26 protein-coding genes and 1 other RNA gene are annotated in these 25,736 nt (G+C 72.9%); 14 read left to right on the top strand and 13 right to left on the bottom strand.

Annotated features, from left to right (window positions below):
- Window positions 1–11: 11 nt before the first annotated feature.
- From ASG95_RS20780 to ASG95_RS06865, 5 genes are all read right to left on the bottom strand, one after another.
- Window positions 12–2,357, bottom strand: a complete 2,346-nt coding sequence (locus ASG95_RS20780; RefSeq protein WP_082592402.1) for a DEAD/DEAH box helicase — start codon at window positions 2,355–2,357, stop codon at window positions 12–14.
- 214 nt (window positions 2,358–2,571) lie between these two features.
- Entirely contained in the window at window positions 2,572–2,889 is a 318-nt protein-coding gene (locus ASG95_RS06880) for a hypothetical protein (protein ID WP_057376983.1), read from the bottom strand.
- A gap of 22 nt (window positions 2,890–2,911) precedes the next feature.
- The gene (locus tag ASG95_RS06875) at window positions 2,912–4,366 is read right to left on the bottom strand and encodes an NAD-dependent malic enzyme (protein WP_057378780.1); all 1,455 of its coding nucleotides are present in this window, start codon (window positions 4,364–4,366) and stop codon (window positions 2,912–2,914) included.
- 17 nt (window positions 4,367–4,383) lie between these two features.
- Window positions 4,384–4,815 carry a hypothetical protein gene (locus ASG95_RS06870; protein ID WP_157581777.1) on the bottom strand — a complete coding sequence of 144 codons (432 nt, stop codon included), beginning with the start codon at window positions 4,813–4,815 and terminating at the stop codon, window positions 4,384–4,386.
- 20 nt (window positions 4,816–4,835) lie between these two features.
- Window positions 4,836–5,555 (bottom strand): class I SAM-dependent methyltransferase, encoded by a 720-nt coding sequence (locus ASG95_RS06865; RefSeq protein WP_082592401.1) that lies wholly within the window; start codon window positions 5,553–5,555, stop codon window positions 4,836–4,838.
- A gap of 23 nt (window positions 5,556–5,578) precedes the next feature.
- On the opposite strand from ASG95_RS06865, the gene ASG95_RS06860 reads away from it, so the two are divergent.
- Together ASG95_RS06860 and ASG95_RS06855 are read left to right on the top strand one after the other, a co-directional pair.
- Complete coding sequence (locus ASG95_RS06860; protein ID WP_057376981.1) at window positions 5,579–6,220, top strand: SIMPL domain-containing protein; 642 nt, start codon at window positions 5,579–5,581, stop codon at window positions 6,218–6,220.
- 2 nt (window positions 6,221–6,222) lie between these two features.
- Window positions 6,223–6,594 (top strand): co-chaperone YbbN, encoded by a 372-nt coding sequence (locus tag ASG95_RS06855; RefSeq protein ID WP_056923714.1) that lies wholly within the window; start codon window positions 6,223–6,225, stop codon window positions 6,592–6,594.
- A gap of 22 nt (window positions 6,595–6,616) precedes the next feature.
- Here ASG95_RS06855 and ASG95_RS06850 read toward each other — a convergent pair whose 3' ends face one another.
- The 3 genes from ASG95_RS06850 to ASG95_RS06840 all read right to left on the bottom strand — a co-directional run bounded on the left by ASG95_RS06850 (window position 6,617) and on the right by ASG95_RS06840 (window position 9,690).
- On the bottom strand, window positions 6,617–7,003 hold the full coding sequence (locus ASG95_RS06850) for a hypothetical protein (RefSeq protein WP_057376980.1): 387 nt from the start codon (window positions 7,001–7,003) through the stop codon (window positions 6,617–6,619).
- A 117-nt stretch (window positions 7,004–7,120) separates the two neighbouring features.
- Window positions 7,121–8,815 carry a CDP-alcohol phosphatidyltransferase gene (locus ASG95_RS06845; protein WP_235543530.1) on the bottom strand — a complete coding sequence of 565 codons (1,695 nt, stop codon included), beginning with the start codon at window positions 8,813–8,815 and terminating at the stop codon, window positions 7,121–7,123.
- Complete coding sequence (locus ASG95_RS06840; RefSeq protein ID WP_235543529.1) at window positions 8,812–9,690, bottom strand: CDP-alcohol phosphatidyltransferase family protein; 879 nt, start codon at window positions 9,688–9,690, stop codon at window positions 8,812–8,814. Before ASG95_RS06840 ends, ASG95_RS06845 begins: the two co-directional genes overlap by 4 nt.
- A gap of 116 nt (window positions 9,691–9,806) precedes the next feature.
- Between ASG95_RS06840 and ASG95_RS06835 the strand changes: the two genes are divergently transcribed.
- The 7 genes from ASG95_RS06835 to ASG95_RS06805 all read left to right on the top strand — a co-directional run bounded on the left by ASG95_RS06835 (window position 9,807) and on the right by ASG95_RS06805 (window position 15,638).
- Window positions 9,807–10,862, top strand: coding sequence for a zinc-binding alcohol dehydrogenase (locus tag ASG95_RS06835; RefSeq protein ID WP_235543527.1), 1,056 nt, complete (start codon window positions 9,807–9,809; stop codon window positions 10,860–10,862).
- Between the two features lie 2 nt (window positions 10,863–10,864).
- Complete coding sequence (locus ASG95_RS06830; RefSeq protein WP_057376978.1) at window positions 10,865–11,263, top strand: 6-carboxytetrahydropterin synthase; 399 nt, start codon at window positions 10,865–10,867, stop codon at window positions 11,261–11,263.
- An 8-nt stretch (window positions 11,264–11,271) separates the two neighbouring features.
- On the top strand, window positions 11,272–12,426 hold the full coding sequence (locus tag ASG95_RS06825; protein ID WP_082592399.1) for a glycosyltransferase family 4 protein: 1,155 nt from the start codon (window positions 11,272–11,274) through the stop codon (window positions 12,424–12,426).
- 83 nt (window positions 12,427–12,509) lie between these two features.
- Window positions 12,510–13,562 carry a lysylphosphatidylglycerol synthase transmembrane domain-containing protein gene (locus tag ASG95_RS06820; protein ID WP_235543525.1) on the top strand — a complete coding sequence of 351 codons (1,053 nt, stop codon included), beginning with the start codon at window positions 12,510–12,512 and terminating at the stop codon, window positions 13,560–13,562.
- Window positions 13,555–14,316, top strand: coding sequence for a dihydrofolate reductase family protein (locus ASG95_RS06815; RefSeq protein WP_082592398.1), 762 nt, complete (start codon window positions 13,555–13,557; stop codon window positions 14,314–14,316). Before ASG95_RS06820 ends, ASG95_RS06815 begins: the two co-directional genes overlap by 8 nt.
- A complete protein-coding gene (gene ribA, locus ASG95_RS06810) occupies window positions 14,313–14,981 on the top strand; it encodes a GTP cyclohydrolase II (protein ID WP_056923718.1) in 669 nt (222 codons plus the stop codon). The genes ASG95_RS06815 and ribA overlap by 4 nt, the downstream gene beginning before the upstream one ends.
- Window positions 14,982–15,014: 33 nt before the next feature.
- A complete protein-coding gene (locus tag ASG95_RS06805; RefSeq protein ID WP_057376977.1) occupies window positions 15,015–15,638 on the top strand; it encodes a hypothetical protein in 624 nt (207 codons plus the stop codon).
- Here ASG95_RS06805 and ASG95_RS06800 read toward each other — a convergent pair.
- Window positions 15,581–16,417, bottom strand: a complete 837-nt coding sequence (locus ASG95_RS06800; RefSeq protein ID WP_157581775.1) for a phosphatase PAP2 family protein — start codon at window positions 16,415–16,417, stop codon at window positions 15,581–15,583. The two genes, ASG95_RS06805 and ASG95_RS06800, sit on opposite strands and share 58 nt — an antisense overlap.
- Window positions 16,418–16,571: 154 nt before the next feature.
- Window positions 16,572–16,938: a transfer-messenger RNA gene (ssrA, locus tag ASG95_RS20775) on the bottom strand.
- A gap of 238 nt (window positions 16,939–17,176) precedes the next feature.
- Between ssrA and ASG95_RS06795 the strand changes: the two genes are divergently transcribed.
- Complete coding sequence (locus ASG95_RS06795; protein ID WP_057376975.1) at window positions 17,177–17,818, top strand: fasciclin domain-containing protein; 642 nt, start codon at window positions 17,177–17,179, stop codon at window positions 17,816–17,818.
- Window positions 17,819–17,869: 51 nt separating this feature from the next.
- Here ASG95_RS06795 and ASG95_RS22005 read toward each other — a convergent pair whose 3' ends face one another.
- On the bottom strand, window positions 17,870–18,184 hold the full coding sequence (locus ASG95_RS22005) for a CAP domain-containing protein (protein ID WP_235544165.1): 315 nt from the start codon (window positions 18,182–18,184) through the stop codon (window positions 17,870–17,872).
- On the opposite strand from ASG95_RS22005, the gene ASG95_RS22000 reads away from it, so the two are divergent.
- Window positions 18,132–18,569, top strand: a complete 438-nt coding sequence (locus ASG95_RS22000) for a hypothetical protein (protein WP_235544263.1) — start codon at window positions 18,132–18,134, stop codon at window positions 18,567–18,569. The genes ASG95_RS22005 and ASG95_RS22000 overlap by 53 nt on opposite strands.
- Before the next feature lie 127 nt (window positions 18,570–18,696).
- Here the strand turns inward: ASG95_RS22000 and ASG95_RS06780 are convergent, their stop codons facing one another.
- Window positions 18,697–19,080, bottom strand: coding sequence for a helix-turn-helix domain-containing protein (locus ASG95_RS06780; protein WP_057376972.1), 384 nt, complete (start codon window positions 19,078–19,080; stop codon window positions 18,697–18,699).
- Between the two features lie 101 nt (window positions 19,081–19,181).
- Between ASG95_RS06780 and ASG95_RS06775 the strand changes: the two genes are divergently transcribed.
- The 3 genes from ASG95_RS06775 (at window position 19,182) to ASG95_RS20765 (ending at window position 23,677) form a co-directional block, all read left to right on the top strand.
- Window positions 19,182–19,811: an NAD(P)-dependent oxidoreductase gene (locus tag ASG95_RS06775; protein ID WP_235543523.1), complete on the top strand. Its 630-nt coding sequence runs from the start codon at window positions 19,182–19,184 to the stop codon at window positions 19,809–19,811.
- A gap of 230 nt (window positions 19,812–20,041) precedes the next feature.
- Window positions 20,042–23,422 (top strand): pyruvate carboxylase, encoded by a 3,381-nt coding sequence (locus ASG95_RS06770; RefSeq protein ID WP_057376971.1) that lies wholly within the window; start codon window positions 20,042–20,044, stop codon window positions 23,420–23,422.
- An 81-nt stretch (window positions 23,423–23,503) separates the two neighbouring features.
- Entirely contained in the window at window positions 23,504–23,677 is a 174-nt protein-coding gene (locus ASG95_RS20765) for a CsbD family protein (protein ID WP_082592397.1), read from the top strand.
- A gap of 133 nt (window positions 23,678–23,810) precedes the next feature.
- On the opposite strand, the gene ASG95_RS06765 is transcribed toward ASG95_RS20765, so the two are convergent.
- Complete coding sequence (locus ASG95_RS06765) at window positions 23,811–25,733, bottom strand: DUF2207 domain-containing protein (RefSeq protein WP_057376970.1); 1,923 nt, start codon at window positions 25,731–25,733, stop codon at window positions 23,811–23,813.
- Between the last annotated feature and the right edge of the window lie 3 nt (window positions 25,734–25,736).

The following is a 25,736-nucleotide window of genomic DNA, read 5'->3' as shown; positions in this document are numbered from 1 at the left end:
CAGGTGACCGCTCAGCCGCGAGCGGCGCGCGAGTAGCTGCCGCGCTCGCCGCGCGAGCCGCCGGAGCGGTCGTCACGGTAGGAGCGGTTGCCACCCTGGCGCGGGCCACGGGGGCCACCGCCACGGGGACCGCCGGAGGGGCGACCGCCGCCACGCTTCGGGCCCTCGAGCACCCGACGGACCTGGTCCTCGGGGACCGGGATGCCGCTGGGGGTGACGGCACCGGTCGCCGCGAGGCGGTCGTCGCCGGGGACGGCCTTGGTCGGCATCGCGTCGATGCCGGCCTCGCGGGCCATCCGCTCCATGGTGCGGCGCTGGTGCGGGAGCGCCAGGGTCACGACGGTGCCCTTGTCACCGGCGCGGGCCGTGCGGCCCGAGCGGTGCAGGTAGTCCTTGTGGTCGGCCGGCGGGTCGACCTGGAGGACGACCGAGACGTCGTCGACGTGGATGCCGCGGGCGGCGACGTCGGTGGCCACCAGGACCGGCAGGCTGCCGTCGCGGAAGGCACCGAGGACGCGGTTGCGCGCGCCCTGGTTCAGGCCGCCGTGCAGCGCGGCCGCGAAGACGCCCTGCTCGCGCAGCTGGAGGGCCACGCGGTCGGCGCCGAGCTTGGTCCGCACGAAGACCACGGTGCGGCCCGCACGGTTGGCGACCTCGGCGGTGATCGTCTTCTTGTGCATCGGGTCGATGAGCAGCACGTGGTGCTCCATCGTGGTGACCGAGGCCTTGGCGTCGTCGGTCGAGTGCGTCTTGGGGTCGGTGAGGTAGCCCTCGACGAGCTTGTCGACGCCCTTGTCCAGGGTGGCCGAGAACAGCATCCGCTGGCCCCCGGCCGGCATCTGGTCGAGGATCGCGGTGACCTCGGGCATGAAGCCCATGTCAGCCATGTGGTCGGCCTCGTCGAGGACGGCGATCTGGATGTCGCGCAGCTGCACGGCCTCCCGCTCGATGAGGTCCTTGAGGCGACCGGGGGTGGCGATGAGCAGGTCGACGCCGCGGTTCAGCGCACTGATCTGCGTCGTGTACGAGAGGCCACCGGCAACGAGCTTGTGCTTCAGGCCCAGGACGTGCACCAGCGGCTCGAGCGCGTCGGACACCTGCATGGCCAGCTCGCGGGTCGGGACCAGCACGAGGGCACGCGGGCGACGGGGACGGGCCCGCTCGCCATCGGCCAGCCGGGACAGCATCGGCAGGCCGAAGGCCAGCGTCTTGCCGGAGCCGGTCTGGCCACGGCCGAGGATGTCCTTGCCGGCCAGCGCGTCCGGGATGGTCGCGGACTGGATCGGGAACGGCGTGGTGATGCCGTCACGGGCGAGCCGCTCGACGAGGCGCTCGGTCAGGCCCAGGCCGGCGAAGCCGTTGTCGGCGTCCACGGTCACGGGGCCGTCGACGCTCTTGCGGGTGGCCTTCACCCAGGTGTCGGCCTCCATGCGCTCGGACTCGGGGTCGACCTGGCTGTCGAAGCCCCGGGCCGGACGGTCGTTGCGGTCGAAGCTGCGGGCCGGACGGTCGGTCCGGTCGAAGCTGCGCGCGGGGCGGTCGCTGCGGTCGTAGCTGCGGGCCGGACGGTCCGTGCGGTCGGTGCTGCGGGCGGGGCGCTCGCTGCGGTCGAAGCTGCGCGCGGGGCGGTCGGTGGAGCGGGCCGGACGGTCGTCACGGGTGGAGCTGGTCACAGGGCGGTCCTCACGGTTGTACTGACGGGGACCACGGCTCTCACTACGGTCTCTGGCATCACGGTCATTGCGACGAGCCGGGCGGTCGTCACGGGTGGACTCGCGGCGCTGGGGCCGGTCGTCACGGTTGAAGGTGCGAGCCGGACGGTCGTCACGGTCGAAGCTGCGGGTCGGACGGTCGGTGCGGTCGCTGCGGTCGTAGCTGCGCGGCGCGCGGTCGTCACGGGTGAACGAGCGGGCCGGGCGGTCGCTGCGGTCGTAGCTGCGCGGCGCGCGGTCGTCACGGGTGAACGAGCGGGTCGGACGGTCGCTGCGGTCGTAGCTGCGCGGCGCGCGGTCGTCCCGGGCGAACGAGGGGGCCGGACGGTCGCTGCGGTCGCTGCGGTCGTAGCTGCGCGGCGCGCGGTCGTCCCGGTTGAACGAACGGGCCGGACGGTCGCTGCGGTCGTAGCTGCGGGCCGGACGGTCGCTGCGGTCGTGGCTGCGGGCGGGACGGTCCGCACGCTCGGAGCGTTCGGGGCGACGGTCACCGTCGCGAGCCGGCCGCGCGGCATACGAGCTGCCACCGGTGGGTGCGGAGGACTGGCCGCGGTGGGCCTTCTTGGGGCTCTTCGTCCGGGCAGCCTTCTGGTCCGTGGTCCAACGGGCCTTTTTGGGCGCGCCGGATCGCAGGTTCTTGGGCACAGATGTTCAACTCACTTCAGGTACTCGAGGTAGACACGTCTCGAGCCACCTGGCGAGGGCAACGAAGAAGACGAGCCTCAGGCCCGATGGGCCCGTTGGACCGGATCAACAGTTGTCATCCGGTGGTCTGCAGTCGGAGTAGGGAATGCGTCTGTGGCGCCTGTGCCACCTGATGGCGCTGCCGAGCGCCGCCGAACTGAGCCCGACCAGTCTATCAGCGCCGCAGCGCCCTCCCGACCACGACCGACGTGACCCCCAGCACCACGCCGCCGAGGTCCGCCACGGCGTCCCAGGCGTCGCCCGACCGGTGCGGGAGCAGGTAGTGCTGGAGCAGCTCGCTCACCGGGGCGTGCAGGGCCAGCAGCGCGACGAGGTAGGCCGGGCGCACGCCGGCGAGCAGGCCCGCGACCGTGGGCGCGAGGAACAGGAGCACGTGCCCGACCTTGTCGCTCCACGTGACCGGGCCCACGATGTCGACCCGCGGCCAGTAGAGCGCGGCCAGGTGCGCGACGAGGATGACGGCGAAGACCACTACGACGGACCTGGGCCGTCGGCTAGCCAATGAACTCGGGCTCTTCGGCCATCCGCCGGGTGGGGACCTGCTCCGGTGTCGTGCCGAGCACGGCCGCCTTGACCGCAGCCGCGACCACCTTCGACACGTCGGGGTGGAACACGCTGGGGATGATGTAGGCGGCGTTCAGCTCCTCGGGGTGGACCACCTCCGAGAGTGCCTTCGCGGCGGCGAGCATGACGTCCTCGTCGATCGAGGTCGAGGCGGCGTCGAGCAGGCCGCGGAAGACGCCCGGGAAGACCAGCACGTTGTTGATCTGGTTGGCGAAGTCGGAGCGGCCGGTGGCCACGACGGCCGCGTGCTGGGCGGCGGCGATCGGGTCGACCTCGGGCTCGGGGTTGGCCATCGCGAAGACGATCGCGCCGTCGTTCATGGTCGCGATGTCGTCACCGGTGAGGATGCCCGGGGCGGAGACCCCGACGAACACGTCGGCGCCCGCGATCGCCTCCTTGAGGGTGCCGGTCACGCCCCGGTGGTTGGTGTGCTCGGCCGACCACGCGAGGGCCGGGTGCTCGCCGGACGCGATGTCGTCGCGGTCACGGTGCAGCACGCCGAACTGGTCGGCCACGACCACGTCGGTGGCGCCGGCCTTGAGCAGCAGCTTGAGGATCGCCGTGCCCGCCGCACCCGCCCCGGACATGACGACGCGGCACTCGCTCAGCTCCTTGCCGACCACGCGCAGCGCGTTGCGCAGGGCGGCGAGGGTGACGATGGCGGTGCCGTGCTGGTCGTCGTGGAAGACCGGGATGTCGAGCTCGTCGCGCAGCCGGGCCTCGATCTCGAAGCACCGCGGCGCCGATATGTCCTCGAGGTTGATGCCGGCGAAGACCGGGCTGAGCGCCTTGACGGTGCGGATGATCTCCTCGGTGTCCTGGGTGTCGAGGCAGATCGGGAAGGCGTCGATGTCGGCGAACCGCTTGAACAGCGCGGCCTTGCCCTCCATCACCGGCAGCGCAGCGAGGGGCCCGATGTTGCCCAGCCCGAGGACCGCAGAGCCGTCGGTCACCACGGCCACCGTGTTGCGCTTGATGGTGAGGCGGCGGGCGTCCTCGGGGTTCTCCGCGATGGCCATGCAGACCCGCGCGACCCCCGGGGTGTAGATCAGCGAGAGGTCGTCGCGGTTGCGGATCGGGACCTTGGACTCGATCTTGAGCTTGCCGCCCAGGTGGGCGAGGAAGGTGCGGTCGGAGACCTTGCCGATCTCGACGCCGTGCACCCCGCGCATCGCCGCGACGAGCTCGTCGGCGTGGTCGGTGTCGCGAGCCGCTGCGGTCACGTCGACGCGCAGCCGGTCGGCGCCGGACGCCGTGACGTCCAGCCCGGTGACCAGGCCGCCACCCTTCTCGATGACCCCGGTGAGCTCGGAGACCGCGGTGGCGCGGGCCGGGAGCGTCAGCCGGACGGTGATGGAGTTGGACACGGACGGGGCTGCGGTCATGTCGGGCATTCTCCCGATTACCGCGGGGTATGCCGAACCGGGTCCACGACCTGACGCCCGGGCCGAGCCATCGCCAGCCGCCGGTCGACGAGGTCCTGCCCGCTCACGGCCAGCCAGCCGCACACCACCGCCAGCGGGAGCTCGACCAGCACGGCCATCGCGAGCGCGACCCACCGCTCACCGTGGGTGGGTGCGGTCACCACGTCGAACCACGCGTCGGCGGCGAGCAGGGCGGCACTGGCCCCCGCCGCCGCCGCGAGCCACCGTCGGCGCCGCACCGCGGCCCAGCCGGTCAGGGCGAGCAGCACCAGGAGGGCGAGGTCGAAGCCGCCCCACGCCAGGTCGAAGTGCGCGGCAGGTGCGGTGCGTGGCAGCACCACGAACAGGTATGCCGTCCACGGCACCATCAGCGCGGCCAGCGCGGCCAGCATCCAGCCCGCCACCGTCACGCGTCGCGCCCGCGCCCGCATCAGGGCGTCGCCGCCCGTGCCACGGCGCGCAGGAGGTAGCGCTCGTGCTCGAGGTCCTTGCCCCAGAACACCGAGTCGGTCAGCTGCACGACGGTGCACTCCCCCACCAGCTCGCCCACGACCGCCGCGAGCTCCTCCGAGGGCACGCCCGAGCTCCACGGCAGGGCCGGCTTGTCGGCGGCGGCCTCCAGGCCCCAACGCCCCTCGACCAGCACCATCCGGCCACCCGGGCGCAGGAGGGCGGCCCACCGACGCAGTGCCTCGGTCGGGTCGGGCAGGGTCCACAGGATGTGCCGGGCGAAGACCACGTCCACGGAGCCGGGCTCGAACGGCGGGTCACCCGCATCGCCCTGCTCGACCTCGATCGCGGCTCCGAACGGCGCGGACTTGGCCCGGGCCAGGCGCACCATCTCCGCCGACAGGTCCACACCGCGGACCTGGTGGCCGAGCTCGGCCATCAGCACGCTCATCGTGCCCGTGCCGCAGGCGAGGTCGGCCACCGACGACGGCGTCGTGGGCAGCCAGGTGCGCAGCAGGTCCTTCCACGCCGACCGGATGTCGGAGTCGAGCAGGCCGTGGTCGGGGTAGCTGTCGTACTCGGCCGCGAAGTCGTCCCAGTAGCGGCGGATCTCGTCGGTGCTCGTGCCGTCGGCGGTGACCGGCTCGGCGGTGACCCGCTCGGTGGTCGCGGCCCGGGTGCTGGTCTCTTCGGTGCTCATCTGCGCCAGCCTAGGCTGGTCCCATGACAGGACACAGCGGGTCCGGTGGCGACGTTGCCCACGTCGAGGTCACCGGTTCAGGGACCGCCTCGGCCGCCCCCGACGTCGTCCGGGTGCGGGCCGGGGTGCAGTGCGAGGCCGACGACGTCTCCTCGGCCCTCGCCGACGCGGGCAGCCGCGCGCAGGCCCTCGCCCAGGCAGCGCGCGACCACGGCGTCGCGGACGCCGACCTGCGCACCACGGGCACCGGGGTCCATCCCCGCCACGACCGCGAGGGGGTCACGGTCGTGGGCTACACGGCATACCAGAGCCTGTCGGTGACGGTCCGCGACCCGGCCCTCGTGGGGAGCCTCGTCGAGGCCTTCTCCGGCGCCGCCGGCAACGCCCTGACCATCGACCACATCGGCCTCGAGCTGGCCGACTCCGCCCCCCTGCTCACGCAGGCGCGCGAGGCCGCGTTCGCCGACGCGCTGGGCAAGGCGCAGCAGTATGCCGCGCTGGCCGGTCGCACGCTCGGGAAGGTTGCGCGGTTGTCCGACGTTGAGCGTGGTGGGACCCAGCCCCGGTTCGCCATGATGGCGGCCGGCAAGGCAGCCGACCTGTCCGTCGAGCTGGGCGAGAACTCGGTGACCGCGACCGTCGCGGTCCGATGGGAGTGGACGTAGAGATGGCTAGCACGACGCTGACGGCGGAGAACTTCGAGAAGACGATCCTCGAGGGCGGCACCGTCTTCGTGGACTTCTGGGCCGAGTGGTGTGGGCCGTGCAAGCGGTTCGGACCGGTCTTCGAGAGCGCCTCGGAGCAGCACGCCGACGTCGTCTTCGGCAAGGTCGACACCGAGGCCGAGCAGGCCCTCGCCGCCGCCGCCAACATCACCTCGATCCCGATGCTGATGGGCTTCCGCGACGGCATCCTCGTCTTCGCCCAGGCCGGGGCCCTCCCCGCCCCGATGCTCGAGGACGTCATCACCAAGGTGCAGGCCCTCGACATGGACGCCGTGCGCGCCGACATCGAGGCGCAGAAGGCCCCGCAGGCCTGAGCCGCGGGGGCCCGTGCCCCGGTCAGGCTGCCCGGCTCCGCACTGCGGTGCGGTGTGCCCTGGCCGACCGCGCCGCGAGGAGCAAGGCTGCGCCCACGGCGATGCAGACCACCTCGGAGATGGCGGCCGCGAACACCGCGAACCCCTCCCAGTGGCTGTGCACGCCCATCAGGCCGACGGTCGTCGAGATGACGAACGCGCCCAGCGTCGAGAGGCCGAAGCCGAGGGTCAGGAAGGCCGGCACCCAGTGCTGCCACGTGAGCAGCAGGACCGCGATCACGACGCCGGCCACGACGTTGACGAGGAAGGCGGGACCGACGGACTGGTCGCGTACGCCGCCGAACCAGAGCCTGAGGTGGACCGCGGCCGACACGACCAGCGCGACCGCTCCCAGTGCACGCCACTTCATGGTGATCTCCTTTGCCAGGGTGCCCTGCGACCGGGCCAGACCCGGCCACCTACCCATGACGACGGTGCAGCCCCCGTCGGGAGTTCACCCGGCCGGCTCCGTCACCGGCTGCCTCGGTCACCGGGCGACTGCGGCACCGGTGCCCGGGAGCGGGCCGAAGGCCGTCAGCACCCGATCGCGGAACGCGTCCATGCGCCAGACCGGTGCTGCCGAGGTGGGCCGCATGCCTTCGTCCCAGCCCCAGCCCGCGATCCGCTTAGTCACAGCAGGGTCGTGGGCGACGAGGGTGACCGGCACCCGGTGGCTGGCCCCGACCCCTGACACGACCGTCGACGGCTGGTGGTCGCCGAGCAGCACGAGCACGAGGTCGTCGTCGTGGGCCCGTTGCACGAACCCGACGAGGCTGTCGATCGAGTAGGAGATCGACTGGGCGTAGGCCGCCCGCACCGACGCCGGGTCGCGCCAGACCTCCGCCCTGGTGGCGGCCCGGTCGCGGATCGGCCGGTAGACCGACCCGTCGCCGAGGGAGTCCCAGTCGACCAGCCGGGGCAGCGGCGCCCACGGGACGTGGCTCGTCACGAGGTCGATCTCGGCCATCACCGGCGCGCGGGGACGAGGGGTCAGCTCGCGGTCCCTGAACGCCTCGAGGGTGTACTGGTCGGGGATGGTGGCGTAGCCGAACCGCGGCCCGGCGTACCCGACGTTGCGGGCGTCGTAGACCTGGTCGTAGTGGTAGAACGAGGTCGCCTCGGGCCAGTCCTGACGGTTCGACGGGACGTCCACGACGGTGCGCCAGCCGGCCTTGCCGAAGGCTCCGCTGAGGGTGAGCCGGTCAGTCGTCACGAGCTGGTCGTAGCGTCGCTGGCTGTCGACCCACACCCCCGACTGCAGGGTGGAGTGGGCCAGCCAGCTCGTGCCCCCGAAGGTGGGCGAGTCCAGCCACGCGCTCCGGATCGAGTAGCCGGCCGTCTCCAGCTGGTCCGTCGCCCGGTCGAGGGTGGGGGCGACCCCTGCCGGCGCGGGCGTGCCCGTGACGGCGACCTCGCCATAACTCTCGACGAAGACCACCAGGACGTCCTTGCCGCGCAGACCGGTCAGCAGGTCCGCCGCGGGGGCCGCTGCGAAGGGATCGGTCGCGACGGCCCTGGCGAAGGCGGCCCGGTCGTGCAGCCCCGCGCGCGTCAGGGCCACGTGGTCACCGACGAGCCCGACCGAGGAGGTGGACGCCAGCGCCAGCCCGGGCGCGACCTGCAGCGGGGTCGCCGCGGCCACCAGCCAGGCGGTGCCCAGGACGACCGCGGCGCGGGTCCAGCCGAGCCGGTGCCGGTCCACGTGCGGAGCGAGCCGGCGGACGAGTCCGTGCAGCGACCACGGCACGACCACGAGGAGCGCCACGGCGACGACGGCTGCACCGACCACGGCCGCAGTGGCCCACGACGTCCCGACCGAGTCTGCGAGCAGGTCGCGCGCCGACCTCAGGTAGGTCCAGTCGGCCAGGAGGTCGAAGGGCCGGCGCAGCGCCGAGGTGAAGCCGATGTCGAGCAGCTTGACCAGGGTCGCGGCCCCGAGCACCGCGCCGAGCACCAGGCCGGCTCGGCGACGCGAGCGGTCCCGGAAGGCCAGGAGCAGCACCGCCAGCAGGACCGGTTCGAGCGGCAGCCTGAGCAGCCACGTCAGCGGCTCGTGGCCCGGGTCGTCCGGCGCCACGAGCACCACCCACACCACCATCAGCGGCACCAGCCCGACGACCGCCGCCACAACAGGCCGGATCCGACTCCCCCGGTGTCGGTCGGCGGGGTCGGGCCGGCTCACGGGCTCACCCCGACCCGCTGCCCGTGCCCTTCGTCGACGCCGGGAGCAGGTCTGCGCGCGACCGTTCGGCGTGCGGTCGGCCAGGCCGGTCGGCGGGCCTGTGCCTGCCACAGCTCGGCACCCTGGGTGCCGAACGACCAGGCAAGCAGGACGAGCGCCGCGGCGACGGCTCCGGTGAGCACGGGCCGCGGCAGGACGTCTGCGGTCGCGAGGGTGAGCACGATGCCCTGCAGGGCCGCAATCGCCTTGCGCCAGTAGCTCGGCGGGACCGAGCCGCCGAGCCACGGAGCGACCCAGGTGGCAGCGACGAGCGCGTAGCGGAAGAGGCCGATGGCCAGCACCCACCAGCCGAGCAGCTGCGCGGCCGCGATGCTGAGGACGAGGATCAGGAAGGCGTCGACCTCCATGTCGAGCCGGGCACCGAGGGAGGTCGCCGTGCCGGTGCGCCGGGCGACCCAGCCGTCGACCGCGTCCAGGGCGAGCGCCACGCTCGCGAGGGCCACGAGGGGCGACCGGAGGACGGAGCCCGCCAGCCCCGCCTCCGTGGCGCCGCCGACCGTGGCGGCACCGACCGAGGTGCCGGCCACGGTCGGACCGAGGAGCGAGCTCGTGGTCAGCGCGGCCACGACGCAGGCGAGCGTCCCGCGGGTGACGGTGACCAGGTCGGCCGGCCCCAGCCCTCGTCGTCCGCGGCGGGCCAGCGCCTGGGCCAGGAGGACCCAGCCACCCCCGGCACACGCGACAGCCACCAGGAAGCCTGCGAGACGTGCGACCCCACCGAGCTCGCCCAGCCCGGGCGCCAGGGCCCCGAGGAGGGCGCCGAGCACGGCCCACTGCACGACCATCGGCGCCACCGGGACTGCATTCCTGCGCACCACACCTCCACTGTCTCGGGCCTCACCCTAGGACGGCCCAGCACGCCGCTGAGTTCACCGGGTCGCCACCGCGCCGCCCAGCGGGCAGGACACCGGGCGGTCGCTAGGGTGGGGCCGTGTCCGGGGCTGCACGCGCATACTGGTTGACCGCACCCGGGGTGGGCGAGCTCCGGCCGGTCCTGGTGCCCCTCCCCGGGCCGGACGAGGTCCTCGTGCGCACCGTCTGCTCCGCCGTCAGCCGGGGCACCGAGGTGCTGGTCTTCGAGGGCAGGGTGCCGCAGAGCCAGCACGCCACGATGCGAGCGCCCTTCCAGGAGGGCGAGTTCCCGGCCCCGGTGAAGTACGGCTACCTCAACGTCGGGATCGTGGAGCAGGGGCCGGCCCACCTGAGTGGTCGGCTGGTCTTCTGTCTCCACCCCCACCAGACGAGGTACGTCGTGCCGGCCGACGCCGTGGTGGTGGTACCCGACGGCGTGCCTGCCGAGCGGGCGGTCCTCGCCGGCACCGTCGAGACCGCGGTCAACGCCCTGTGGGACGCGGCACCGTTGGTGGGCGACCGGGTGGCCGTGGTGGGCGCGGGCATGGTGGGCTGCTGCGTCGCTCGCCTGCTCGCCGGCATGCCCGGTGTCCGCACCACCCTGGTCGACGTCGACCCCTCGAGGGCCGCGGTGGCCGCAGCCCTCGGTGTGGACTTCGCCCGGCCGGACCAGGTCGGCGCCGGCGAGGGCACCCACGACCTCGTCGTGCACACCAGCGCCACCGCCGCGGGCCTCCAGCTCGCCATGGCACTCCTCGGCGCCGAGGGCGAGGTGGTCGAGCTCAGCTGGTACGGCGACCGGGAGGTCAGCATCGGGCTCGGCGGGTCGTTCCACTCGGGCCGGCTCGCGATCCGCGCGAGCCAGGTCGGAGTGGTCTCCCCCGCCCGCCGGTCACGCCGCACCCCGGCGGACCGGCTGGCCCTCGCGCTCGACCTGCTGACGGACCCCGCCTTCGACGCCATCGTCACCGGACGCTCGGCGTTCGACGAGCTCCCGACCGTCATGGCCCGTCTCTCGGACGGGAGCCTGCCGGCGATCTGCCACCTGATCACCTACGACGCCGGCACCACCACAGACACCACCACAGGCAGCACCACAGACACCACCACGAGCAGCAACGACGAGCAGGGGTAGCCGTGTTCAGAGTGACCGTGCGGGACCACATCATGATCGCCCACAGCTTCCGGGGCGAGGTCTTCGGTCCCGCCCAGTCGCTGCACGGCGCCACCTACGTGGTCGACGCGACCTTCCACCGCCCCGACCTGGACGACGACGGCATCGTCGTCGACATCGGGCGGGCCGGGGAGCAGCTGCGCGTGGTGCTCGCCGACCTCAACTACCGCAACCTCGACGACGACCCGACGCTGACCGGCGGCAACACCACGACGGAGGCCCTGGCCAAGCTCGTGGCGGACCGCCTGGTCGACCGCATCCACGCCGGGGAGCTCGGCGCCACGGCCGCCGGCATCACGGCGGTCACGGTGACGCTGGCCGAGTCGCCGGTGGCCTCGGCCAGCTACGAGCGCGAGCTGTAGGACGACCGGTGCGGACCGTCCACGTCGTCGTCCCCGACTCGGTCGACGACCCGGCCCGGCCGAGCGGCGGCAACACCTACGACCGTCGCGTCTGCGCCGGTCTGCAGGACCTCGGGTGGGACGTCCGGGTGCACCGCCAGCCCGGACGCTGGCCGCACCCGGACCCGGCCAGCGTCACGGCTCTGGCCAGCGTGCTGGAGTCGCTGCCGCGCGACGCCGTGGTCCTCGTGGACGGGCTCCTCGCCTCGGGCCACCCGGAGGTCCTCCGGCCGGCCTCCGAGCGGTTGCGCGTCGTCGTGCTCGTGCACCTGCCGCTCGGGCACCCGGTCGCCCTCGACGCGACGGGGCAGGCCGCGCCCGCAGCCCGTTCCGCCGTGCGAGCGCAGGAGGGCTCGGTGCTCGAGGCAGCCGCGGCGGTCCTGACCACCAGCCGCTGGACGGCGGACTGGCTTCGGGCCTCCTACGACCTGGCTGCGCACCGGCTGCAGGTGGCCCGACCGGGGGCGGACCACGCCCAGCCGGCGACCGGCACGGTCGAGGGCACCGCGCTGCTCAGCGTCGCGGCCGTGGTGCCCGCCAAGGGTCACGCCGAGCTGCTGGACGCCCTCGCCACCCTGACCGACCGGCCGTGGCGGCTCGTCATCGCCGGCGCGCTCGACCTCGCCCCCGACCACGTCACCCGGCTCCGCGCGACGTGCGCGAGGGCGGGGATCACCGACCGGGTCCGCTTCGCCGGCCCCCTGGGCGGGGCGGCGCTCGACCGGGAGTATGCCGCGGCCGACCTCCTCGTCGTCCCGTCCCGGATCGAGACCTATGGCCTCGTGGTCACCGAGGCGCTGGCCCGGGCGCTGCCGGTGGTGGCCGCAGCCGTCGGCGGGGTCGAGGAAGCCATGGGATCGGTCCCGGACGGCGGCCGACCGGGCCGGCTGGTGCACCTCGGGGGCGCCGAGCTGGCGCTCGCCCTGCGCTCGTGGCTCGAGGACCCGGGTCTGCGCGAGCGCTGGCGGTCGGTGGCCCGGGAGCGCAGGACCACCCTGGAACCCTGGTCGGCCACGGCACGGCAGGTCGCCGACGTGCTCCGCGGGGTGGCCGCCCGGTCCTCGGGGTCGGCCAGCACCGGGCGACCCGCAGGCTCCGACGGCTCCGCCGGAGCACGCTGGTGAACCGCATGCGCACGGCATACGTAGGTCTGGGTGGAGGACCGCACCCCAGCCCACGACGCCACCCCACCCGAGAGGCCCGCACCATGACGGTGACCGAACGACCGGCCGGTCGGCCGCGAGCCGCGGACATGCTGGTCACGGCCGGGCGCCGCCTGGTCCACTCCTCGTCCCTCCGCAGGGTCGGCGGCGCGACCGTCCTCGGCGTCGTGGTCTGGCGGCTGGGCGTGCACCAGTCGCTGCGCGCAGTCGGCGCCATCGACGCCCGCGCGCTGGTCGCCGCCCTCGTCCTGACCGCCCTGACCACCGTCTGCTGCGCGTGGCGGTGGCGCCTCGTGGCCACCGCGATCGGCGCGGAGGTCCGGCTGGGCGCTGCGGTGGCCGCCTGCTACCGCTCGCAGTTCCTCAACACGGCCACCCCGGGTGGTGTGCTCGGGGACGTGCACCGCGGTGTGCAGCACGGTCGACGCACGGGCGATGCCGGCCGGGGCCTGCGCTCGGTGGTCTGGGAGCGCACCGCCGGTCAGGTGGTGCAGGCCGTGCTGGCCGTCGTGGTGCTGTCGGTACTGCCCTCACCGGTGCGCTCCGACCTGCCGTGGGTGTGGGCCGCCGCCCTCGTCGTGCTCGCCGGCCTCGGGCTCGCGCGACGCCGGCACCGGCCGGGCGGTCGGCGCCAGGTGGGCCTTAGGTCAGCCTGGCTGGTCGAGGTCCGTCGAGGGGTCCTGGCCGCTCGCACCTGGCCGCTCGTCGCCCTCGCCTCGGCGCTCGCCATCGCCGGTCACGTCCTCACCTTCCTCGTGGCCGCCCGCACCGCCGGGGTGACCGCCTCGGTGAGCCAGCTCGTGCCGCTCGCCTTCGTCGTCCTCCTCGCGATGGGTGTCCCCGCCAACCTGGCCGGCTGGGGACCACGGGAGGGCGTCGCGGCCTGGGCGTTCGGGGCGGCCGGGCTGGGTGCCGGGACGGGCCTGTCCACGGCCGTCGTCTACGGGGTGCTGGTCCTCGTCGCCGGCCTGCCCGGCGCCGCGGTGCTCGTGGTGGCGCAGGTGCGGGCGCGCCGGGGTCACGCCGACCGGCCGGCCACCACCACGGTCGCCCCACCCGCGGTCACCTCCCTGACGACGGGGGTCGCGCGTGGCTGACCGGCCCTACACCCTGCTCAGCTGCAGCATCTCCATGGACGGCTACCTCGACAGCGCCACGTCCGGTCGGCTCAAGCTCTCGAACGCTGCCGACTTCGACCGGGTCGACGCGGAGCGGGCGCGCTGCGACGCGATTCTCGTCGGCGCGACCACGATCCGCAACGACGACCCCCGACTGCTCGTCCGTTCCGCCGAGCGGCGGGCCGAACGCGTCGCCAGGGGCTGTCCCCCGTCGCCGACCAAGGTCACGGTGACCTCGGGTGCCGACCTCGACCCTGGTGCCGCGTTCTTCGCGATGGGCGACGCGGAGAAGCTGGTCTACTGCCGCAGCGAGGCCGTGGACCAGGCCCGCGGTCGCCTCGGCGGTGTCGCGACGGTGGTCGATGGCGGCGCCCCGGTGACGCTGCGGGCGGTCGGCGTGGACCTGGCCCGACGAGGCGTGCGACGCCTCATGGTCGAGGGTGGTGGGTCGGTGCTCACCCAGCTGCTCAGCAATGACCTCGCCGACGAGCTGCAGCTCGTCGTCGCGCCCCTCTTCGTGGGGGACTCGCGGGCCCGCCGGTTCGTCGACGACGCGGCGTTCCCCTGGTCGCCCGGCCGACGCGCCGACCTCGTCGAGGTGCGTCACATCGGCGACGTCGCCTTGCTGCGTTATGCGCTCTCACCCCGTTTCCACGAGGCCGACGGTGGGCAGGTACCCAACCACGGCCCTGAGCAGCACGGCCACGGGACCCAGTCGGGAGGCACGTCATGACCCTGCGCGACGTCACGGTCCGGGCCCAGGTGAGCCTTCCGCTCACCCTTGCCGACGGCTCCCGCACGACCGCTCGGGTGTTCACCTTCACCGGCCTGCGCGACGGGCGCGAGCACCTCGCGCTCGGACTGGGTGGCTGGGCAGACCGTCCGGTGGCGCCGTCCGCACTCGGGCGACCGCCGCTGACCCGGGTGCACAGCGAGTGCCTGACCGGCGACGTCCTGGGCAGTCGCCGCTGCGACTGCGGCCCGCAGCTCGACGAGGCGCTCCATCGCCTCGCCGAGGAGGGCGGGCTGCTGCTCTACCTGCGACAGGAGGGACGCGACATCGGCCTCTACGCCAAGCTCGACGCCTACGTGCTGCAGGACGAGGGTCTCGACACCTACGAGGCGAACGTCGCCCTCGGGTTCGAGGAGGACGCCCGCGACTACACCGTCGCGGCCCAGATGCTCTCGGCGCTGGGCGTGGACCGGGTGGCGCTGCTGACCAACAACACCGACAAGGTCGCCCAGCTGGAGCGGCTCGGCATCGAGGTGGCCGAGCGGGTGCCGACCGGGCTGCACCGGTCCGACGTCAACGGGCGCTACCTGGCCACCAAGCTGGGCCGGCACACCGCCTCCCCCCTCCCCGGCGACCGGTCGCCCGCGAACCCAGCCGCGTGGTGAATTGGGCCGCTCCCACGCTGGCAGACTGCGGGCATGACGTCGTGGTCCATCCAGGCCCTGGGCTGGGCAGGCTCCGCCCTGCTCATCTTCTCCCTCCTCCAGCAGCGCGTGCTGCGCTTCCGGCTGCTCAACCTCACCGCAAGCTGCACGCTGATCGTGTTCAACGCGATGCTGCACGTCTGGCCGATGGTGGGGATGAACACCGTGACGGCCGGCATCAACATCTGGATGGTCGCCAAGCTGCTCCGTGAGCGCGGCGACGAGTCCGTCTACGAGGTCGTCGCGGTCGGACCGGACGAGTCGTACCTCCAGCACTTCCTCAAGGTGCAGGGTGCCGACATCCGCAAGTACTTCCCGCAGTTCGACGCAGGAGCCCTGGGCGCGGGTCGCAGCGCGTACCTCGTTCAGCGCGGCAACGAGACCGTCGGGGTCGTCGTCGTCCGCGACGCGGGGGACGGAGTGGCCCAGGTGGAGCTCGACTACGTGACGCCGCGGTTCCGCGACTTCTCCCCCGGCGAGTTCGTCTACCGGAGCAGCGGGCTGTTCCGTGGCAAGGGGATCCGCCAGATCGTGACGCCCCCCGGCATGGTCAACCCCTACTACGCCCGGCTCGGCTTCCGCGAGGAGGGCGACCACTGGGTCGCCGACCTGGCCTGACGCACCGTCAGGAAGAGCCGGTGGGCGGTGATGACCGCGGCCGCCCAGCCGAGCCCGAGCGCCCAGCCGGCCACCACGTCGGTCAGCCAGTGGTGCCCGAGGAAGACCCGGGACAGCCCCATCGACAGGACGAACGCAGCGCCGACGACGACCGTCGTGGTCCGCGCCCACGCCGAGTCGAGCCGCCGCAGGAGCAGGTAGACGAGGACCACGGTGATGACGGTCGCGTTGAGGGTGTGGCCGCTCGGGAAGCTGGGCGAGCTCTCGTAGGGCGGCACGGCCTCCGACAGCGGTGGCCGGGCCCGCCCGATCACGGCCTTGCCGGTCGTGGTCATGGCCAGTGACCCGGCCGCTGCGATCAGCACGAGCACCAGCGGCGTCCGCGACCGCCAGCGCCACACCATGAGCAGCGTGAGCACCGTGGCGAGGACCGGCATCCCCACCGGGCCCCCGATGTCCGTGTAGAGCGTGACCCCGTGGTCGAGCCCGGGCGAGCGCCAGGCGATGGCCTGGTCGAGCACCGGCTGGTCGAGCCCGGCGATGCCGTCGGCCTCGGTGACGGCGTCGTAGACCTCGGCAGCCACCGCGGTGAGCGCCACCGCCACCGCGCCCCCGACCACAGCGGTCACGACGAGCACGAGGTGCGCGGCGCTCCACCGCGCGAGCCCGGTGGCGTGCCCCACGACCCAGCCCGCGAGGCGACGGCCAGCAGGGGTGCGCCAGTCGGTCAGGTCGCGGGACCCGATCCGCTCCTCGGCGAGGGTGTCGTCGCGCAGCATGGGGCCCATCCTCGCAAAGCCGGCCCGGCGGCATACCCCTGCGCCTGCGGTAACGCCGGTATGCCGCGTGGCTCGCTCGTCGTGCTGGGCACCACGAAGGCCCGGTCGCGAACGACCGGGCCTCGGTGGCTGAACTGGCGTGTGAACACCGCGGTGGTGGAGGTGGCGGGAATTGAACCCGCGTCCACTGACGGGAATCCAGGACTTCTCCGGGTGCAGTGCGCTGTGGATTTTCTCGGCCCCAGTGCTCGCACGCACACGTCCACTGACAGGCCCAGTCGAGTAAGAGTCCCGCGCAGTCCCCCGACATGACTGCGCAGCAAGTTCTCTAGCTGACGCCAGACACTGAGTCGAGAACTAGCTCAGGCTGACGGACTTCGGAGCTCGCTCAGGCGGCGAGGGCGAAGTCGGTGCGCTTGGAATCGGCACCTATTGGTTTGCCAGGATCGTTAACGAGATAACCGGGCATCCTCGACCCGCTTCCCCTGAAATGCCGACCAATGTCGAAACCGATCACCCCCGTGCTCCTGCGAGTGCAGGGGTGTTCACACGTCCACTGTTCAGTTGGTGCTGCTCCCACAGCCTACCGTCCAACGCCGACGGCCCCGCACGTATTTCCGCCCCGGGGCCCTCTGTCCAAGGTTTGTCCAATCCAGTGGGAGGCCGGCGTCGAACCCCACGCGCAGGGTCCGGACGTGCGGCCAGCGGTGACCGCGCTTCCGGGACCACCACACCGCAGTGGATTCCTGGAGGACAAGCATGTTCGCTCGACGCTTCACGACAGCGATGGTGACCCTCGGCCTCGCCGGCACGGCCGCCCTCGTCAGCGCACCATCCGCCACGGCGCACGGGTGGGACCACGCCGCCACGGGCACCCGCAGCCTCGCGGCGGTGCTCGCCAGGGACGGGTCCGGCTTCGACCGGAACTGGAACGACTTCGACATCGTCGACACCGCGGTCACGGCAGTGCTGACCGCCAAGCCGGGCTCGGCCGTCGGGGTCCTGGCCGACGGGACGGTCGCCCTCACGGCGTTCCTGCCCACCGACCGGGCCTTCCGCCACCTCGCGTCCGACCTCACCGGCAAGCACTACACCTCGGAGTCGGCCGTCTTCGCCGACGTCGCCTCCCTGGGCATCGACACCGTCGAGGCCGTCCTGCTCTACCACGTGGTACCGGGGGCGACGATCACCTACCGCCAGGCCCTGGCCGCCGACGGCGCGACCCTCACCGCGGCGTCCGGTGGCACCGTGCAGGTCGACGTGGTCGGCCGGTTCTTCGTCTCGGTGGTGGACGCCGACCCGAGTGACCGAAACCCCTGGGTCGTGCGGGCCAACCTCAACAAGGGCAACGCGCAGATCGCGCACGGGATCTCCGAGGTGCTGCGACCGCTCGACCTCTGAGCCGGACAGCCGACCGAGCCGCGGGCGCGACAGCGGGCACCCGCGGCTCGGTCAGCCCCCGAAGTCCTGGGTCCAGTAGTGGCCGTACGACCCGCCGGTGGCATGGCCGACGCCGAGGGCCGTGAAGGAGCAGTTGAGGATGTTCGCCCGGTGGCCCGAGCTGGCCATCCACGACCTCATCACGGCTGAGGCGGTGCTCTGCCCGGCGGCGATGTTCTCGCCGATCGTGCTGCCCCGGTAGCCAGCGGCGCGGATGCGGTCGGCGAAGGTGCGGCCGTCCTTGCTGGTGTGCGAGAAGTAGTCCTTCGCCGCCATGTCGGCGCTGTGTCGCTGCGCGGCGGTCTGGAGGGCGGAGTTCGCCCGCACCGCACGGCAGCCCGCCTTCGACCGCTGGGAGTTCACCAGCGCCAGGACCTGCCCCGCGACCCCGCCACTGGACGGCGGCGTGGGTGCGGGCGTGGGCGAAGGTCTGGGTGGCGGCTTCGGTGCCGGCTTGGGTGACGGCTTGGGGGTGGCCCGCGGCGGGCTCGTGGCCGTCCCGGTCCGCGACGCCGCCGGACGAGCCGTGCGGGTGGCCGTGGTCGGGCGGGTGGGCGGGGTGCTCGTGGTCGGCACCGTGGTGGCGGCCGTCCCTGCCGAGCTGGTGGTCGCCCCGGCCCCGGTCGGACCCCCCGCTCGTTCAGCGTCGTCGGCGCAGGCGGCCAGCGAGGTCAGGGCCAGGGCCAACGCAGCCAGGGCCGGGAGGCGGTAGATCGGGCGGTGCGAGATCGGGCGGTGCGGCGAGCGGTGAGTCAGGCGTCGTGCGGTGCCGGTCACGGGGGGATCTCCTCGAGCGGGGAGCGTGGGGCAGCGGCCGCAGCCGCGACCGGTCGCCCAACCTACGCTCCTTGGGCCTCGAAATCGTCCCTGGCGGCCACGATCCGGCCGACGTGGGCCTCGGCCCAGTCGGTGAGCACGGCGATCGGTCCCCCCAGCGAGACCCCGAGGTCGGTGAGCGCGTAGTCCACTCTTGGTGGCACCTGGGCGAACACCGTGCGGGTGAGCAGCCCGTCGCGCTCCATCGCCCGCAGGGTCTGGGTGAGCACCTTGGGGGCCACGCCGCCGACCCGCTGGCGCAGCGCCGTGAAGCGCAGCGGACCGTCGATGAGGGCGCCGATCACCAGGACCGTCCACTTGTCACCGATCCGGTCGAGCACCACCCGGGTGGGGCAGTCGGGGTCGAAGGCGTTGCCCCGCTCGAGCTCGTCGCGCTTGGTAACCATGAGGTACTTATAGCACGTTGAAGTGCTCAGTTACCAATGGTTACTGTCGCAGCGATCCACCATCCCCGCTTCGACACCACCCTTGAACGAGAGGCACCACCATGACGAAGAACACCCAGCTGACGATCGCCCTGTTCGGCGCCAGCGGCATGATCGGCTCGCGGATCGCGACCGAGGCCGTCTCGCGCGGCCACGCGGTCACCGGCTACACCCGCCGCGGCGGCCAGCTGCCGCCCGGTGTCACGGCGGCGACGGGCGACCTCGCCGACGAGACGACCGTCAAGGACGCCGCGACGACCCACGACGTCGTCCTCTCCGCGACCGGTCCGAGCCGCACCGGCGAGAGCCACGAGCCGTGGCTCGAGTCCGTGCAGAACCTCGTCGACCACGCCATCGGGGCCCGGGTGCTCTTCGTCGGTGGTGCCGGCTCGCTGCTCACCCCCGAGGGCACCCGCCTGCTCGACTCCCCCGGCTTCCCGCCGGAGTATGCCGCCGAGGCCACCTCGGGCGCGGCCGCCCTGGACCTCTTCCGCACGGCTCCCGAGGACCTGGACTGGACCTTCGTCTCGCCGGCCCCGGTGATCGCGCCCGGCGAGCGCACCGGCAGCTACCTGGTCGCCCTGGACACCCCGGCCGGCGGCTCCATCAGCGCCGAGGACTACGCCGTCGCGCTGGTCGACGAGCTGGAGCAGCCGCGCCACCGCCGCCAGCGGTTCACCGTCGCGAACTGACGCCCGCACGGCATACCCCTCTCCCGCCCGCCCTGTTGGAAGCGAAACGCCCGGAGATCCGGCAGCTTCGCTTCCAACAGAGCCGGGGAGACGACGAGCCCGTCCGCATCGCGGGCGGGCCGTCTCACTTGTCGGGACCTCACTAGGATCGGAGCCACCCTGCCCGCCCCGTGCTCCTCGAACTTCGCCGGCTCCCACCACCTCCTGGGGGCCGACCACCTGGAGGTCAAGTGTTCAGCAAGGTCCTCGTCGCGAACCGGGGTGAGATCGCGGTCCGCGCGTTCCGCGCCGCCACCGAGCTCAGCGCCAAGACGGTCGCCGTGTTCCCCTACGAGGACCGCAAGTCCGAGCACGTGCTCAAGGCCGACGAGGCCTACCGGATCGGCGAGCAGGGCCACCCGGTCCGCGCCTACCTCGACCCCGAGGCGATCGTGCGGACGGCCGTCGAGGCCGGCGCCGACGCGATCTACCCCGGCTACGGCTTCCTGTCCGAGAACCCCGACCTCGCCGAGGCCTGCGCCAACGCCGGCGTCACGTTCGTCGGCCCGCCGGCCTCGGTCCTGCACCTCACCGGCAACAAGGCGCGAGCCATCGCCGCCGCCAAGCAGGCCGGGCTCCCCACGCTCCAGAGCGCCGAGCCCAGCACCGACATCGACGCCCTCGTGGCCGCAGCCGAGGAGATCGGCTTCCCGATCTTCGCCAAGGCCGTCGCCGGTGGCGGCGGCCGAGGCATGCGACGGGTGGAGCGTCGTGAGGACCTGCGCGAGGCGCTCGAGGCCTGCATGCGCGAGGCCGAGTCGGCCTTCGGTGACCCGACCGTCTTCCTCGAGCAGGCCGTGGTCAAGCCCCGCCACATCGAGGTGCAGATCCTCGCCGACGGCGAGGGCAACGTCATCCACCTGTTCGAGCGCGACTGCTCGGTGCAACGGCGCCACCAGAAGGTCGTCGAGATCGCGCCGGCCCCCAACCTCGACCCCGAGCTGCGCGAGCGGATGTGTGCCCACGCCGTCGCCTTCGCCAAGGAGATCGGCTACGTCAACGCCGGGACGGTCGAGTTCCTGCTCTCCCCCGACGGCCGCTACGTCTTCATCGAGATGAACCCGCGGATCCAGGTCGAGCACACCGTCACCGAGGAGATCACCGACGTCGACCTGGTCAGCTCGCAGCTGCGGATCGCCAGCGGCGAGACGCTGGCCGACCTCGGGCTCTCGCAGGACACCCTGCAGATCCGCGGGGCGGCGCTCCAGTGCCGCATCACCACGGAGGACCCGGCCAACGAGTTCCGGCCCGACACCGGCCGGATCACCACCTACCGCTCCGCCGGCGGCGCGGGTGTCCGGCTCGACGGCGGCACCGTCTTCGTGGGGGCCGAGATCGGCGCCCACTTCGACTCGATGCTGGTCAAGCTCACCTGTCGCGGCCGCGACTTCCCGACGGCGGTCCGGCGCGCCCGCCGGGCCCTGGCCGAGTTCCGGATCCGCGGGGTGTCGACCAACATCCCGTTCCTCCAGGCCCTGTTGGAGGAGCCGGACTTCCAGGCCGGCCGGCTCTCGACGTCGTTCATCGACGAGCGCCCCGACCTGCGCACGGCGCGGATCCCGGCCGACCGTGGGACCAAGCTGCTCACCTACCTCGCCGACGTGACGGTCAACCAGCCGCACGGTCCGGGCCGCACCCGCGTCTCACCGCGCGCCAAGCTGCCGGCCATCGACCGGTCGACTCCCCCGCCGCCCGGTGCCCGCGACCGGCTGCTGCGCGTCGGCCCGCAGGCGTTCGCCGAGGAGCTGCGGGCCCAGGAGGCCGTCGCCGTCACCGAGACCACCTTCCGCGATGCCCACCAGTCGCTGCTGGCCACCCGGGTGCGCACCCGCGACCTGATGCACGTGGCCCCCCACGTCGCCCGGCTCACGCCCCAGCTGCTGTCGGTCGAGGCCTGGGGCGGTGCGACCTACGACGTCGCGTTGCGCTTCCTCGCGGAGGACCCGTGGGACCGGCTCGCGGCCCTGCGCGAGGCGATGCCCAACCTCCCGCTCCAGATGCTGCTGCGCGGGCGCAACACCGTGGGCTACACGCCCTACCCGACCGAGGTCACCGACGCCTTCGTCACCGAGGCGGCCGGCACCGGCATCGACATCTTCCGCATCTTCGACGCCCTCAACGACGTCGACCAGATGCGTCCGGCCATCGAGGCGGTCCGCGCCACCGGCACCGCGGTGGCGGAGGTCGCGCTCTGCTACACCGGCGACCTCACCAGCCCGGACGAGAAGCTCTACACCCTCGACTACTACCTGCACCTCGCCGAACAGATCGCCGAGGCCGGGGCCCACGTCATCGCCATCAAGGACATGGCCGGCCTGCTGCGCGCCCCGGCGGCCCGCACCCTCGTCACCGCACTGCGCGAACGGTTCGACCAGCCGGTGCACCTGCACACCCACGACACCGCCGGTGGCCAGCTGGCCACCCTGCTCGCGGCCATCGACGCCGGAGTGGATGCGGTCGACGTCGCGAGCGCGGCGATGGCCGGCACCACCTCCCAGCCGCCGATGTCGAGCCTGGTCGCCGCCACCGACGGCACCGCGCGGGCCACCGGGCTGGACCTCCGGGCGGTCAACGACCTCGAGCCCTACTGGGAGGCGGTGCGGCAGCTGTACTTCCCGTTCGAGTCCGGCCTGCCCTCCCCCACCGGTCGCGTCTACACGCACGAGATCCCCGGCGGCCAGCTCTCCAACCTGCGCCAGCAGGCCATCGCCCTCGGGCTCGGCGACCACTTCGAGGAGGTCGAGGACATGTATGCCGCGGCCAACCGCATCCTCGGCAACATCGTCAAGGTGACCCCCAGCAGCAAGGTCGTGGGTGACCTCGCGCTGGCCCTGGTCGGGGCCAAGGCCGACCCGGCGGACTTCGAGGCCAACCCCACGAAGTACGACATCCCCGACTCCGTGATCGGCTTCCTCTCGGGCGAGCTGGGTGACCCGCCCGGGGGCTGGCCCGAGCCGTTCCGCACCAAGGCGCTCGAGGGTCGCACCCCGAAGCCGCGCGTGACCGAGCTGGGCGACGACGACCGGGCCGCCCTCCAGGCCGATCCTCGGCACACCCTCAACCGGCTGCTCTTCCCGGGTCCGACGACCGAGTTCGAGAAGTCCCGGGACGCCTACTCCGACCTGGCCGTCCTCGGCACCCGCGAGTTCCTCCACGGGCTCGAGGTCGGGTTCGAGCACGAGATCGACCTCGAGCCCGGCAAGCGCCTGCTGCTCGGCCTCCAGTCGGTGTCGGACGCCGACGACCGCGGCATGCGCACCGTGATGTTCACGATGGGTGGCCAGCTGCGTCCCGTCCAGGTGCGGGACGAGCGGATCGCGGTCGACGTCAAGGCCGCCGAGAAGGCCGATCCCGCAGCGAAGGGCCAGGTGGCTGCGCCGTTCGCCGGGGTCGTCAGCCTCGCGGTCGAGGAGGGCGCGAGCGTCGAGGCCGGTGCCGTCGTGGCGACGATCGAGGCGATGAAGATGGAGGCCAACATCACCGCGCCGGTCGCCGGCTCGGTGCAGCGGCTGGCCATCGGCTCGCAGCAGCAGGTCGAGGGCGGCGACCTCATCCTCGTGATCAGCTCGTAGCCCGCCACCGCCCACACCCCGTTTGGGCCGCGGCAAACCGGGTAGGCCGGACACATCAACCCCTACCCAAAGGAGATTGCCATGGGCGCCGACGACAAGATGAAGAACATGGGTGAGGACCTGTCCGGCAAGGCCAAGGAGGCCACCGGCAAGGTGACGGACAACGAGCGCCTCGAGGCCGAGGGCAAGGCCGACCAGACCGAGGCCGACCTCAAGCAGGCCGGCGAGAAGGTCAAGGACGCGTTCAAGAACTGAGCCCGGTCGTCGGTATGCCGCGTGCGGACCTCCGCACGCGGCGTACCGGTGCGAGGCTGCAGGTTTCGTTCCAATTGGAGGGATACCTGCACGGAGGGCCGGGACATCGCCCTCCAGCGTCGGGCCGCAGGCCCTACCAGGAACCGCCCGAGCTGCCGCCTCCACCGCCGCCGGAGAAGCCGCCGCCCCCGGAGAAGCCGGAGCCTCCCGAGCTGCCGGGCGTGCTCGTGAAGGTGCCCCCAGCGGTGGTCGCGAAGGAGTCCATGTCGCGGGCGATGCCGTCGTAGTCGAACCCGCCCGAGCCGATGTACCAGAGCGGTGCCGCCATCGAGTGTCCGGCGGCCGCGGCCGCCTCGGCCACCTGGCGGAAGGTGGCCGCCCACTGCGAGGCGACCCCGAAGACGATGGCGTAGGGGAGGTAGCGGCTGAAGATGTCCTGCGCCTCCTCCCACTTGATCTGGGTGGCCTCGGCGGTCACGAGGTACTGCTTGAAGCCCTCGGACTGGGCGAGCACCGCGCTGCCCTCGGCGGTGCGGGCGGCCATCCGCTGGCCGAGGAAACCGACGATGAGGCCGGCCAGGACCAGTCCGCCGAGCAGGATGAAGGCCGGCGGGATCGGGAGGCCGGTGCCGGCCCCGAGGTCCGAGAGCGGACCGCCGAGCCACACGAAGAGGAAGAACGAGCCAACCACCAGGATCGCGCCGAGGGCCGTCCAGGTCGCGCGCTGCGACTCCGGCGAGCGACGGAACCAGCCGCGCCGCACCACTTCGTCGTACATCAGCTGCTGGACCCGGCCCAAGGTCGGCTTGAAGTGGTTCTTCAGGCTGGAGAGGGTGCGCGTGGGGCCGCTCTCGAAGAGGCCTACGAGGAGCGCCTCCTCGTAGGGCAGCAGCGCGGTCCGGGACTGCTCGGCCGTCGGGGTGGTGCGGGTCAGCCGCCAGTCCTTCCCCTGGAGGAAGCCGCCCTCCTCCTCGGCGATGGTGAGGTGGCCACGGGCGGCGAGGTCGATGATCGTGGCGGAGACGTCGATCGTGTTGGCGGTCTCGTCGATGACCGTGCCGACCAGCCCGGGCTGCACGCCGTCCGGCGGGGTGAACTGGACCGCGACGGGGCCGCTGCGGCCGCGCACCACGTGCCCCTCCTCCCCCACGACCGGGCTGAGCCCCGGGGTGAGCCCGGCGTACTGCTCGTCGCGCCCGCGGGTGTAGACGAGGGTCCCCATCAGCCCGGCCGCGAGCAGCGGGATGGTGATCCCGGCGCCGGCCGCGAGCGCGCCGAGCGCCTTCGACGTCGTCGAGGTGACGATCACGCCGTCGTCGGAGACCTGCCCTTCGTGGAGCACCGGGTCGAGCGGGCCGAACCCGTCGATCGGCAGCGACGCCAGGATGGAGACGCCCTGGCCGGCCCCGGCCTTGGGCGCGCTGAACTGGGCGCTGGCGCCCGGCGTGGCGGTGCAGCGCTCGGTCGAGCCGAACTCCCCGATGAAGCACTCGGCCCGGTCGCTCGCCCCCGGTCCGGTCACGGTGGCGCTGACGTCCTCGTAGACGTTGTCGTCGGAGGCGTCGACCAGGTTGTAGTAGACCTCCGCGTGGTCGGTGAAGCCGTTGACGTAGGCCCCGAGGTGGTAGCGCACGACGTAGGTCTGCGTGCCGCTCACCGTCTCGTCGGCCCGGCCCACCCGGATCCGCATCGCCGAGCCGTCGGTCGCGTCGGTCACCGAGACGTCGGCCGGCGCCCCCGAGGGTGAGCTGGCCGAGACCTGGGACAGCGGGTACTCGCGGAAGGTGTCCGTGCGGTCCTGGTAGCCCACGCGGACCGTGACGAACCGCTCGATGCCGTGTCGCTCCTCCCCCTGCGGGAAGTGCCAGGTGATGTTCTCGACGACGTCGAGCGAGCCGTCCTCGTTGGCCGTGATGTCGACGTGGAACCGGGTGGCCAGGTCGTCCGGGGCGGCAGCGACGGCGCTCGAGGCGCCGAGGACGAGCGCAGCGGAGGCGAGCAGCAGGGCGAGCCCCGCCCCGGCGGCATACCGGCGTCCGCCCCCGCGCACGCGCATGCC

The sequence above is a fragment of the Phycicoccus sp. Soil803 genome, from assembly GCF_001429685.1.
Taxonomy (GTDB): Bacteria; Actinomycetota; Actinomycetes; order Actinomycetales; family Dermatophilaceae; genus Pedococcus.
Note: the sequence above shows the minus strand (reverse complement) of the source record. Positions and strands in the feature narration are given on the sequence as shown.

What these genes read in the sequence shown, in the direction of transcription:
- ASG95_RS06875 (WP_057378780.1), bottom strand. Translation starts at nt 4,366, where the DNA reads ATGACCGCAGCCCCGTCCGTGTCCAACTCCATCACCGTCCGGCTGACG.
- ASG95_RS06865 (WP_082592401.1), bottom strand. Translation starts at nt 5,555, where the DNA reads ATGAGCACCGAAGAGACCAGCACCCGGGCCGCGACCACCGAGCGGGTC.
- ASG95_RS06860 (WP_057376981.1), top strand. Translation starts at nt 5,579, where the DNA reads ATGACAGGACACAGCGGGTCCGGTGGCGACGTTGCCCACGTCGAGGTC.
- ASG95_RS06855 (WP_056923714.1), top strand. Translation starts at nt 6,223, where the DNA reads ATGGCTAGCACGACGCTGACGGCGGAGAACTTCGAGAAGACGATCCTC.
- ASG95_RS06850 (WP_057376980.1), bottom strand. Translation starts at nt 7,003, where the DNA reads ATGAAGTGGCGTGCACTGGGAGCGGTCGCGCTGGTCGTGTCGGCCGCG.
- ASG95_RS06820 (WP_235543525.1), top strand. Translation starts at nt 12,510, where the DNA reads ATGACGGTGACCGAACGACCGGCCGGTCGGCCGCGAGCCGCGGACATG.
- ribA (WP_056923718.1), top strand. Translation starts at nt 14,313, where the DNA reads ATGACCCTGCGCGACGTCACGGTCCGGGCCCAGGTGAGCCTTCCGCTC.
- ASG95_RS06805 (WP_057376977.1), top strand. Translation starts at nt 15,015, where the DNA reads ATGACGTCGTGGTCCATCCAGGCCCTGGGCTGGGCAGGCTCCGCCCTG.
- ASG95_RS06800 (WP_157581775.1), bottom strand. Translation starts at nt 16,417, where the DNA reads ATGCTGCGCGACGACACCCTCGCCGAGGAGCGGATCGGGTCCCGCGAC.
- ASG95_RS06795 (WP_057376975.1), top strand. Translation starts at nt 17,177, where the DNA reads ATGTTCGCTCGACGCTTCACGACAGCGATGGTGACCCTCGGCCTCGCC.
- ASG95_RS22000 (WP_235544263.1), top strand. Translation starts at nt 18,132, where the DNA reads ATGTCGGCGCTGTGTCGCTGCGCGGCGGTCTGGAGGGCGGAGTTCGCC.
- ASG95_RS06780 (WP_057376972.1), bottom strand. Translation starts at nt 19,080, where the DNA reads ATGGTTACCAAGCGCGACGAGCTCGAGCGGGGCAACGCCTTCGACCCC.
- ASG95_RS06775 (WP_235543523.1), top strand. Translation starts at nt 19,182, where the DNA reads ATGACGAAGAACACCCAGCTGACGATCGCCCTGTTCGGCGCCAGCGGC.
- ASG95_RS20765 (WP_082592397.1), top strand. Translation starts at nt 23,504, where the DNA reads ATGGGCGCCGACGACAAGATGAAGAACATGGGTGAGGACCTGTCCGGC.
- ASG95_RS06765 (WP_057376970.1), bottom strand. Translation starts at nt 25,733, where the DNA reads ATGCGCGTGCGCGGGGGCGGACGCCGGTATGCCGCCGGGGCGGGGCTC.